The organism is Mesonia mobilis DSM 19841, from assembly GCF_000423405.1.
Lineage (GTDB): Bacteria > Bacteroidota > Bacteroidia > Flavobacteriales > Flavobacteriaceae > Mesonia > Mesonia mobilis.
This window is the reverse complement of record NZ_AUHX01000012.1, coordinates 57,449-68,790: the sequence shown is the minus strand read 5'-3', so window position 1 is coordinate 68,790 and position 11,342 is coordinate 57,449. Positions and strand designations below refer to the sequence as shown.

General features: G+C 41.8%; 11 protein-coding genes. All 11 read left to right on the top strand.

Features of this window, described 5'->3' with window-relative positions:
* Nucleotides 1–15: 15 nt before the first annotated feature.
* The 11 genes from G551_RS0109990 (at nt 16) to G551_RS0109940 (ending at nt 11,323) form a co-directional block, all read left to right on the top strand.
* Complete coding sequence (locus tag G551_RS0109990) at nt 16–1,290, top strand: efflux RND transporter periplasmic adaptor subunit (RefSeq protein ID WP_027885452.1); 1,275 nt, start codon at nt 16–18, stop codon at nt 1,288–1,290.
* 94 nt (nt 1,291–1,384) lie between these two features.
* A complete protein-coding gene (locus G551_RS0109985; protein WP_027885451.1) occupies nt 1,385–1,723 on the top strand; it encodes a P-II family nitrogen regulator in 339 nt (112 codons plus the stop codon).
* 15 nt (nt 1,724–1,738) lie between these two features.
* A complete protein-coding gene (locus G551_RS0109980; protein WP_027885450.1) occupies nt 1,739–2,155 on the top strand; it encodes a Fur family transcriptional regulator in 417 nt (138 codons plus the stop codon).
* Between the two features lie 9 nt (nt 2,156–2,164).
* Entirely contained in the window at nt 2,165–2,629 is a 465-nt protein-coding gene (locus tag G551_RS15660; RefSeq protein WP_051191359.1) for a Fur family transcriptional regulator, read from the top strand.
* Nucleotides 2,626–2,985, top strand: a complete 360-nt coding sequence (locus tag G551_RS0109970) for a SpoIIAA family protein (protein WP_027885449.1) — start codon at nt 2,626–2,628, stop codon at nt 2,983–2,985. Before G551_RS15660 ends, G551_RS0109970 begins: the two co-directional genes overlap by 4 nt.
* A 4-nt stretch (nt 2,986–2,989) precedes the next feature.
* Nucleotides 2,990–5,518, top strand: coding sequence for a heavy metal translocating P-type ATPase (locus tag G551_RS0109965; RefSeq protein ID WP_027885448.1), 2,529 nt, complete (start codon nt 2,990–2,992; stop codon nt 5,516–5,518).
* 210 nt (nt 5,519–5,728) lie between these two features.
* Nucleotides 5,729–6,292, top strand: coding sequence for a DUF305 domain-containing protein (locus G551_RS0109960; RefSeq protein ID WP_027885447.1), 564 nt, complete (start codon nt 5,729–5,731; stop codon nt 6,290–6,292).
* A 97-nt stretch (nt 6,293–6,389) separates the two neighbouring features.
* The gene (locus tag G551_RS0109955) at nt 6,390–8,819 is read left to right on the top strand and encodes a multicopper oxidase domain-containing protein (protein ID WP_027885446.1); all 2,430 of its coding nucleotides are present in this window, start codon (nt 6,390–6,392) and stop codon (nt 8,817–8,819) included.
* A gap of 15 nt (nt 8,820–8,834) precedes the next feature.
* Nucleotides 8,835–9,269 carry a Fur family transcriptional regulator gene (locus tag G551_RS0109950; protein WP_027885445.1) on the top strand — a complete coding sequence of 145 codons (435 nt, stop codon included), beginning with the start codon at nt 8,835–8,837 and terminating at the stop codon, nt 9,267–9,269.
* A gap of 90 nt (nt 9,270–9,359) precedes the next feature.
* Complete coding sequence (gene lpdA, locus G551_RS0109945; RefSeq protein ID WP_027885444.1) at nt 9,360–10,763, top strand: dihydrolipoyl dehydrogenase; 1,404 nt, start codon at nt 9,360–9,362, stop codon at nt 10,761–10,763.
* A 128-nt stretch (nt 10,764–10,891) separates the two neighbouring features.
* Nucleotides 10,892–11,323 carry a cytochrome P450 family protein gene (locus tag G551_RS0109940; protein ID WP_027885443.1) on the top strand — a complete coding sequence of 144 codons (432 nt, stop codon included), beginning with the start codon at nt 10,892–10,894 and terminating at the stop codon, nt 11,321–11,323.
* The last annotated feature ends 19 nt before the right edge of the window (nt 11,324–11,342 follow it).

Here is an 11,342-nt window from a genome sequence, read left to right as displayed (position 1 = left end):
AATAAGAAAATCGATATGAATACAAGATCAATAAATATTCTAATGCTTGCCTTAACGCTCAGCCTGTTCTTTGGATGTAAAGAAAATCCTGATGCGGGAGAAGACACTTCCCAAGAAACAGAAGCTGCTCATGCCGAAGGCGATGACGGCCACAATGACGACGCAGAAGAAGGCCACAGTGAAGAAGGAGGGGAAAATCACGGTGAAGAAGAAGGTGGGATGCGCGCGGTACATCTTTCAGAGATGAAATTCAATAGTTTAGGGATTAAAGTGGATTCCCTGCCTACCAAAGCTCTTTCTGGCGTAGTGAAAGCCAATGGACAACTGGAAGTGCCGCCTCAATATGAAGCTACCGTTACGGCAATTTTAGGCGGTAATATAACTTCTATAAAAGTTATTGAGGGGGATAAGGTAAATAAAGGTCAGGTACTAGCCTATCTTTCCCACCCAAATTTGACCAGGATGCAGTCTGATTATATTAATGCGTATAGTAGAATGCAATTTTTGGAGAAAGAATTTGATAGACAGAAACGACTGTATGAAGCGGAAGTGGGTTCAGGAAAAACATTTCAACAAACCCAATCAAACTATCAGTCTGTAAAAGGTGAAGTGAAAAGTTATGAATCCCAATTGCGTCAGTTAAACCTAAATGCTTCCCAGGTTAGAAGTGGTAACCTTTACGAATATATCCCAGTAGTAAGCCCTATTGGAGGTTATATAGAAAAAGTTTTGGTGCAAATAGGACAATATGTAGAACCACAGACCGGAATGTTTATGGTGGTTGACAATGAGCATGTTCACGCCGATCTAATGGTTTTCGAAAAAGATATCTATAAAGTAAAAGAAGGTCAAAAAATTTCTTTTACGCTGGAATCGGTTCCTGGTAGTAATTTAACGGGAACGATATATTCAGTTGGTAAACAATTTGAGCAAAATCCCAAGGCGGTACATGTGCATGCAGAAATCGATAATAAAGAAGATTTTCTAATTCCGGGGATGTATATAAACGGAAAAATCAGGACCGGTGAAGAAGCTGTTCCTGCCTTACCGGAAGAAGCAATAATTGAAGAAGAAGGAAATCCTTACATTTTTACCGCGCAAAAACACCAGGAAGATGGTGAAACCGAATGGGAATTCAAGCCTATAGAAATCAGGACAGGGAAGACTGAAGGTGGTTGGGTGGTAATTAAACTTTTGGAACCCCTGCCGGAAGGTACCCAGGTGGCTTACAACGGATCTTATTATTTGATTTCCGAAATGCAAAAAAGCCAAACTTCCCATAGTCATTAAATTAAAAATTTAGATAGATGGGCTCTCTGTAAAATGTTTGTCTTAATTTAAAATCCAGAGAGTCTATCTTTAATAACGAAATACAGTAACAGCAATGAAAGAAATAAAAGCATTTATAAAACCGAAACGAGTTCAAAAAGTAATCGAAGCACTTAGTAATAGTGGTTTTAAGAGTATGACCCTTTCCCAGGGAGAAGGAACGGGGGCTTTTAAAGCAAAAGGTGCATCACCTTCTTTAGATTTCCGTGTAACAGACAGTCCGGTTGTAAAGTTAGAACTGGTATGTCAAAACGAAGAAGCACAATCAGCAATAGATATTATCCTTGAGAATGCAAAAACAACTGAACCCGGTGACGGAATAATTTATCTTTCCGATATTGAAGATGCCTTCCAGATAAAAACCGGGGAATCCATAAAGCGTTACGACCCCTAAATACTTTTATAGCAAATGGAAAAAATAGTAAAAAAGTTGGAAAGCAAAGGCATCCGCCCTACGGCAATGCGCTTGATGACCTATAGACGGCTGGCACAACTGAATGTGGCCGTTAGCTTAGGCGACCTTGGAAAGGATTTCGAAAGCTCGGAAAGGAGTACGCTTTTCCGTACTATGAAGACATTTGAAGAAAAAGGAATCGTGCATCAAATTGAGGATGGCACCGGCATCATTAAATATGCCCTGTGCGAAGACAATTGTGAATGTGAGGTGGGAAACGACCTTCACTTACATTTTCATTGCAATAGTTGCGGGGAAACCGTGTGCCTTACAGAGCACAAAATCCCTCAGATAAACCTGCCCGAAGGCTATGTGGCAGAGGATATCAATCTGGTAGTAAAGGGAATATGTGAGAAATGTAGTGGCGTTTAATTTTATGAGATGACCAAAGCCGAAGAAACACTTAGAAACAACGGGATTAGACCTACCAAAATGAGATTATTTATTTATAAATATCTCAAAAGAAAGTTTTATGCTGTAACATTAAGGGAAATAGAAACGGCTTTCGTTAAAAAAAGTAAACATACACGAGATAGAACAACAATTTATCGGAGTATAAAATTATTTCAAAAGAAAGGGATTATACATCAAATTGATGACGGTACGGCTACCGCAAAATATGCATATTCTGATAAGAATTCGCTGGATCTACACTTACACCTTCACTGTATGAATTGCAGCAAAACCTTCTGTTTGCCCAATAAAGTTCCACAGGAAAATTTACCTGACAAATACGAAATAACCGAAGTAAATTTAGTTTTGAAGGGGGCATGTGTAAAATGCCAAAAAGCAAAGAAGCTAAAATATAACATAGACCAATCTGCTCATAAAAACTTAAAACAATGATACGAATCAAAAATGTCGAAAAAAGCAATTTGATATCCGCTTCAATAAGCGGTAAGATTACTAAAGAGGATATAGAGAAAATCCATCCTTTGATACATAATATTGTCAAAAATGGAAATAAGGTGAATTTCTTTTTTGAACTAGTTAACTTTAAGGGCTACGATCTCAAAGGCTTATGGGAAGATTTAAAAGTTGATACCGCCCATATTTCAGATTATGGAAAGATGGCCTTTGTGGGTGAAAAAGAATGGCAGGAATGGGCTGCTAAAGCCACTGATTTTTTTACAAGCTCGGAAGTTAAATATTTCGACTTTACCGAAAAGGAAGAAGCTAAAAGATGGATATTAAACCAATAGGGATATGAAAAAGCTACAACTAAAAATTCCGGTATTGCTACCTCAGGTGCCAAATGAAAAAGACACTTGTGTGCAAAGGCTCATTGCTGAATTAGAGGCCAAAGAGGGTCTTGAAAAAGTACATATAGTAGATGATCAGGAAGATACGGTGCCGCAACTGTGCTTTCATTATGATCCGGATATAATTTCTATTGACAGCATTCAATCATTGGCAGAAAGAACCGGGGCAGAAATTACAGAAAAATATGGTCATCTTCTTTTAGAGGTTGAGGGGATTAGACATACAAGGCACGCTCGTTCCATCGAGAAAAGCCTTTTGGCAATCAATGGAGTTTTGGAAGTTTCCGTTTCAGGCTCTGGAATGGTACGACTTGAATTTGATAAAAAGCAAACGAATTTTGATGAAATAAGTAAACAAATTGAAAAAGAATACCTTCAGATTCAGCGGAGTTCTTCAAACGAAAATGATTACACCAAAGCATCCAAAAAACAGGAGCGTTCAAAGAAGGAAGATACTAAAGAACAAACTTCCACAGAGGGGCACGAGCACAAAGAGGGCGAGACCCACGAGGAAGGAGAAGGGCACGCCCACGGTGGGATTTTCGGTAAAAATACGGAGCTTATTTTTTCTATTATCTGCGGCGCCCTTCTCGGGATAGGTTTCGGACTTTCCTATGTTGCATCCATCCCAGATTGGGTCAGTCTTACTTTATACATAGGTGCTTACTTTTTTGGGGGTTACTTTACGGCAAAAGAGGCCATACAGACCGTTGCCAAAGGTGGTTTTGAAATCGATTTTTTAATGTTGGTGGCCGCCATAGGTGCCGCTGTTCTGGGAGAATGGGCCGAAGGTGCACTCTTGCTGTTCCTGTTCAGCCTTGGCCACGCCCTGGAACACTATGCAATGAACAAGGCCCGAAAGTCCATAGCGGCCCTTGCCGATCTCGCACCAAAAACAGCTTTGCTCAAAAAAGATGGCAAAACCGAAGAGGTGGGTATCGAAAAATTGGGTATAGGCGATATTATCGTGGTCAAGCCGAACAGTAAAATATCTGCCGATGGCGTTGTGGTCAACGGAAAAAGCAGTGTCAACCAAGCTCCGATTACCGGGGAAAGTGTACCGGTAGATAAAGTTCCCGTAGAAGATGTTGACAAGGATTATTCGGCGCAAGATGATATCAAGGATGAAAACCGCGTTTTTGCCGGAACGATCAATGGGAACAATACTTTGGAAATTAAAGTGATCAAAGCAGCCAAAGATTCAACGCTTTCCCGATTGGTGAAACTGGTTAACGAAGCTCAGACTCAAAAATCGCCTACCCAGTTGCTCACCGATAAATTCGAAAAATATTTTGTGCCATCCGTCCTTATTTTGGTTGGTATTCTTTTATTCGCTTTTCTTGTAATAGACGAACCCTTTAGCGCCAGCTTTTACCGGGCTATGGCGGTACTGGTAGCTGCAAGTCCCTGTGCGTTGGCAATCTCGACCCCAAGTGCTGTATTGAGTGGAGTGGCCAGGGCCGCCCGTGGCGGGGTATTAATTAAAGGAGGCCGACCACTAGAGGATCTGGGAGAATTGACTGCCCTCGCCTTCGATAAAACCGGAACTCTAACGGAAGGAAAGCCAAAACTTACCCAAGTGGTGCCACTTGGAAATATATCTGAAAACGAACTTCTCAAAATAGCAGTAGCCGTGGAAGGTCTTAGTGATCACCCCCTGGCCAAAGCTGTAGTTCGTGATGGAAAAGAGCGTCTGGAAGGCGAGGAAATCCCAAATGCCTCTAATTTGGAGGCCGTTCTGGGCAAAGGTATCAAAGCGTCATTGGGCAATGATAAAATCTATGTCGGTAACCTCGACCTGTACGAAGGGCTTGATGAGAGCACCCCTTCCGAAGAGATAATTACGAAAGTCCGTGAACTCGAAGGGGGTGGAAATACAACAATGCTTATAAGAAGGAACAAAGAATATATCGGCATTATCGCCCTGATGGACACCCCACGGGAAGCAGCCAGGGAAACACTGAAAAAATTAAAGGAAATCGGTATCAAGCGGATGATAATGCTAACCGGGGATAATCAAAAGGTTGCCGATGCCGTGGCGAAAGAAATTGGGTTGACCGATGCCTGGGGCAGCCTGTTACCGGAAGAAAAGGTAGATGCCATCAAAAAATTGAAAGAACAGGAATCCAAAGTCGCAATGGTGGGCGATGGCGTAAACGATGCGCCCGCAATGGCAAACAGTACCGTGGGCATAGCAATGGGAGCGGCCGGAAGCGATGTGGCCCTGGAAACGGCGGATGTTGCCCTAATGGCAGATAAGTTAGAAACCCTGCCCTTTGCCATTGGCCTGAGCAGAAAGGCAAAGGCCATTATCAAGCAGAACCTTTGGGTAAGCCTTGGGGTTGTGGCACTTCTGATACCGGCCACCATTTTGAGCTGGGCAAACATAGGGGTTGCCGTTGCGTTTCACGAGGGGTCTACCTTGGTGGTCGTGGCCAATGCGCTACGCCTTTTGGCTTATAAAAAGGCATGAAAAAGTTATAACAGTTTTATTAACTTTGAGTAAATGAAATAACAGCTTTTATAGACATAAAAAACTGGTCATTATGAAAAATCGTATTATATCATTCTTACAGGCCTTAGTATCCATAAATATTCAGGTCGTTTGGATGAGTAGGACTTTTATAGGATTTTGATTTTAAACTATTTAAGAATATAACAATTAATTTATAAAACCAAAAAAATGAAAAACAATCAAAAAAACGGCAACAACTATGCTAAATTTTTCGCAATGATTGCAACCGCCATGGTGGCAATGTTCTTTTTAATGTACACTAATTCTTATCAAATTATTGATCACTTCTGGTTTAGTGAAACAAGGCTTTTTATGACGCTGATCATGGCCGGTTCCATGATCATTATAATGCTCCTGTTTATGCTGAATATGTATAAAAAACGAGGGGCAAACATAGCGGTCATCGTGTCGGGTATCGTATTGATTGCCGGTGGTATTGGTTTGGTGAGAAGTCAGGTTACTGTCACGGGTGTTGACTACATGGAAGGGATGATCCCACACCATTCAATAGCTATTTTAACGAGTGATCGTGCTCAAATTAAGGATATACGGGTAAGGAAACTCGCTGATGAAATTATCAAGGCGCAACGTAGGGAAATTATGGAAATGCAATGGTTGATCAACGATATCAGGGAAAATGGTACGGTGGAAACAGAAGAGGAAAAGAAAAACAGGCCCTTGCCTGAGTTTGAAGGCTTGCTTGAAGAAGAAACACGAAATCTGAATGAATAATTGAATCAATTAATACTAATTTCTGAGTTCGCTAAAAAACATTGGGATGTGTCTTGTGCTTTTGTTGCTAACTTTTAATGTCAAAATAATACTATATATGAAAACATCTCAATTGACTTTTTTTGCCTTGCTGCTTGCCTTGGTATTACAAGCCCAAACCGAAAAATCCGTAGAAGGAAACGTTGACAATTTACCTGTGCGGGAATACACGTTGACCTTGCGGGAAGAACAGGTCAACAAGGCTGGCAAGCCGGTTATGGGTATGACCGTAAACGGTCAGATCCCCGGGCCCACATTAGATTTTAATGAAGGGGAATATGCCATAATTTATGTGAAGAATGAAATGAGCGTAGAGTCTTCCATTCACTGGCACGGTATGTTGCTGCCCAATTTTTATGATGGTGTACCCTACCTTTCTACCCCACCTATAGAACCCGGCAAAACCTTGAAATATGAATTTGCAATAAAGCAAAATGGTACCTATTGGTACCATTCCCATACGATGTTGCAGGAACAGAGTGGTGTTTTTGGCTCCATCGTCATACAACCGAAAGACAAAACATTGGAGTATGATAAAGAGCAGGTTTTGGTATTGTCTGACTGGACCAATGAAAAGCCCCGGGATGTAATGCGGTTTTTAAAACGGGGCACAGAATGGTACAATATAAGAAAAGGGACGGCCACACCGCTCAACCAGGTTATTGCCAGGGGGGCACTGGGCGCACAGGTCGATTTTTGGAGACAGCGTATGGAAAGCGCGGATATAGCGGACATATATTACCCGGCGTTCTTAATAAATGGAGAAGAAAATGTGGAATATCCCGAATTCAAACCTGGGGAGAAAGTACGCCTGCGCATTATTGACGGCTCTGCATCAACTTCATTTTGGATGGCCTTTGGCGGCCCAGACCCTTTGCTTGTCTCGGCAGATGGTAAAGATGTTGTTCCTGTTAAAAGAAACAAAACCTTTATTGCCGTTGCGGAAACCTACGATTTTATCGTGACCATACCGGAGAACGGCAAACTGGAATTTAAAATTATGGCCCAGGATGGCTCCGGAACCGCAACTGCTTACTTGGGCCAAGGCCCTATCGTTGCTGCACCCGATGTATCCAGACCGGATAAAATCGGGATGATGCAGCAAATGGCCAAAATGAAAATGAAAATGGGTGCACCCGCTTTAAAATTCCGCCCGGGCAAAGACGAGCGATATCAGATGAAGGAGAAATGGGGCATGCAAATGGACGATAATATGCAGATGGAAGGAATGAAGGAAATGAATATGGATATGATGAATGGGGACAAGTCCAATGGTAAGGATATGGAAATGAAGAAAGATGAAATGGACGGAATGCAAATGGATATGAAAAAGGATTCGATGCAGATGGACCGTTCCAAAATGGCCGGGATGGATACCAAAATGAAAGAGGCCTCTCAAATGGAGGATATGAACAAGACGAACCCGACTGCCGGACGGGAAGTAATGGACGAAGCAGATGGCATGCAGGGAATGGCTATGTTTTCGCAATACAACTATGACTACCTGAAGTCGCCAGAGAAGACCAGCTATGATCCCGATGTGCCCGTATCCGAAATCCTATTGAACCTTACCGGGAATATGCAACGCTATATCTGGAGTATGAACGGTGTTCCTCTATCTGAAGCAGATAAAATAAAGATCAAGGGAGACGAGGTAACCAGGATTACCTTCAACAATTTGACTATGATGCACCACCCGATGCACCTTCACGGCCACTTCTTTAGGGTCATCAATGAAAACGGGGAATATTCCCCTCTAAAACACACGGTCAATGTGCCGCCAATGCAAAAGTTGACCATTGAATTCTATGGCAATGAATACGGCGATTGGTTTTTCCATTGCCATATCCTTTACCATTTAGTAAGTGGTATGGCACGCATTGTAAGCTATGACACCCCTAGGGATCCAAGGCTAGAAGAATATCCGGTCTCCAAGCTTCTGGATGAGACCGATCAGTATTATTCCTATGGAATGATAGATGCGGCATCGCATATGACCACATTGAACCTCATATCGTCTAATATCCGAAATCAGTTTAGTTTCCGGGGGGAATATGGATGGAACAAAAATATGGAAGTGGAAGCTGCTTATGATAGGTACCTTTATGATTATTTGACGGTTTTTGGCGGTGTAAATGTCGAGAACGAAATGGAGGATAGCCTCGATGAGATAACAACAACGGCAATAGCAGGGGTACGATATCTTACGCCCTACTTATTTACATTGGATGTGAGGATGGATAGTAAGCTACGCCCGCAGATTAGCCTGAGCCGTGCGATCAGTATTTTTCCACGAACAATATTGTTCGGAATGTACGAGTACCAGGCAGATTTTGGGTGGGTAGATGAACTGCCTCAAGGAGATAATTTCAAAAAAGAGATTACTTGGAGCACAGGTATTGAATATTTTTTATCCAAGAATTTTTCCCTGATGGGAAGTTATGATAACCGCTTTGGTGCCGGTGGAGGACTCTCTCTAAGGTTTTGATACTGTAAAATTTCGATGACCAAAACGGAAAAAATATTATCAAATCACGGTATTCGACCTACTCAAATGCGGTCGAAGATATACAAGTTTCTGAAAAGGAAGCAAAGTGCCGTGTCCTTTTCCGATTTGAAAAAGGCCTTTGTTCAAAAGAGCGAAACCAATAAAACAGCAAACAGGACTACCTTTTATCGCAATCTCAAGACTTTTGAGGATAAAGGGTTGATTCATCAGATCAACGATGGGACAGGAGTGGCAAAATATGCGCTTTCTGATGAAAACACCAATGTTAAACTCAGTACAGGTTTACATATGCACTTTCATTGTACCGATTGTAAGAAAACAATCTGTTTACCAAATAAAATATCGGAAGAGAGTTTGCCAGACCAGTATGAGGTGAACGATGTGAACCTGGTATTAAAAGGGATATGTAAAAATTGTAGTAAAAAATAATAGGTGGGAGTGCCTTAAGCCTGAATCCCAGCCCCCAATGGTCAAGCTTAAGGTTTTTTCCACCGTAACGAACTTAAAAAAAATATGAATATGGAAAAATTTGATGTAACTATAATAGGATCTGGCCCGGGCGGGTATGTAAGTGCGATCCGTTGCGCCCAATTAGGATTAAAAGTAGCCATTATTGAAAGGTACAACACGCTTGGCGGCACCTGCCTTAACGTGGGCTGTATCCCGTCAAAAGCCTGGTTGGAAGCCTCTGAGCATTATTACAAACTCAAGCATCAATTCGAAAAATTTGGGATTGATGTTAAAGAAGCCAATGTCGATATCCTGAAAATGAACCAAAGGGTTCAGGATGTGGTACAGGAAATCATCAATGGTGTTGATTATCTGATGAAAAAGAACAAGGTTACCGTTTATGAAGGCCACGGCACCATCAAGGACAAAAACACGATTGAGATTAAGGCCGAAGCTAAAACGGAAACTATAGAAACCGATAAAATTATCATTGCCACAGGGTCCAAACCCGCTTCCTTGCCCAATATTAAAATCGATAAAAAAAGGATAATCTCTTCCACCCAAGCCCTTGCCCTACAGGAAATTCCCGACCATTTATTGGTCGTTGGTGGAGGCGTTATCGGGGTTGAGATAGGTTCTGTTTTCGCCCGCCTGGGCTCTAAGGTGTCTATTGTGGAATATTTTGATAGCCTCATCGCCACTATGGATGGCGCACTGGGACATCAATTGCATCGTTCCCTAAGAAAACAGGGAATTGAGTTTTATTTGGAACATAAAGTGACCAATGCAACAGCAACGGACAACAAAGTTGAATTGAAAGCGGAAAACCTGTCCGATAAAAAAGAAATGAATTTAGAAGGCGACTATTGCCTTATGGCCATTGGCCGGAAACCGTACACCGCCAATTTAGGCCTTGAAAACATTGGCGTGGAAACCAATGAGAAAGGACAGGTAACGGTAAATGAGAACCTTGAAACCAATGTCAAGGGTGTATATGCCATTGGGGATGTAATCCGAGGGGCAATGCTTGCCCATAAAGCCAGTGAAGAGGGCGTTTTTGTAGCCGAAAGGATAGCAGATCAAAAGCCACATATCAATTATTCGCTTATTCCTAATATTGTTTATACCCAGCCCGAAGTGGCCGGGGTAGGCTTAACCGAAGAAGAATTGAAAGAAGCAGGAAGAAGTATTAAAACAGGCTCTTTTCCTTTTAAGGCCAACGCAAGGGCGAAAATAAGTATGGACACCGACGGCTTCATAAAAGTAATCGCAGATAAAGAAACTGATGAGATATTGGGAGTGCATATGATAGGGCCACGCATTGCAGACAGCTATACCGAAGCGGTGGTAGCGATGGAATTCAGGGCATCTGCCGAAGATGTTGCAAGGATGTCCCACGGGCACCCAACTTTTTCAGAAACCTTTAAAGAGGCCTGTCTGGCAGCCACCGAAGACAGAGCGTTGCATATTTAACGGCCTTAATTTAATTGTAAAATCGGATTAGGCAGTTTTTAATCATTTCATAAGACTTAAATCAGTTTGTATTAAGTTTAAGTTTATGGTCTAAAAAATAAAATAAATATTTTAAAAATGTAAAGAGCATGAGAACTATTCCGAAAGACAAAAACATCGATAGTAGTTTGACGCTACTTCGTGACGGCTATGAATTTATTCAGAAAAAGCGTCAAAAGCTTTGGTCCGATATTTTTAGAACCCGTTTGATGTTAAAGGAAACGATCTGCATGAGTGGAAAAGAAGCCGCGGAGGTTTTCTATGACACTGAAAAGTTTCAGCGAAAAGACGCTGCTCCTAAAAGAGTGCAAAAAACATTATTCCTCCAGAAGGGTGTCCAGACACTGAATAATTCAGCATACAGGCAAAGAAATGAAATGTCTATGTCTTTGATGAAACCGGATAGCCTGCGGGGGTTCCTAAAAATTCAAAAGAGCTACTGGGAAACATACATTGGTAAATGGGAGAAAGATGAAGAGCAAAAGTGCCTTTGCCGGAGTGGTTTCAGGCAGAAGAAGTAAACCTGCTGCTAAAAGGATT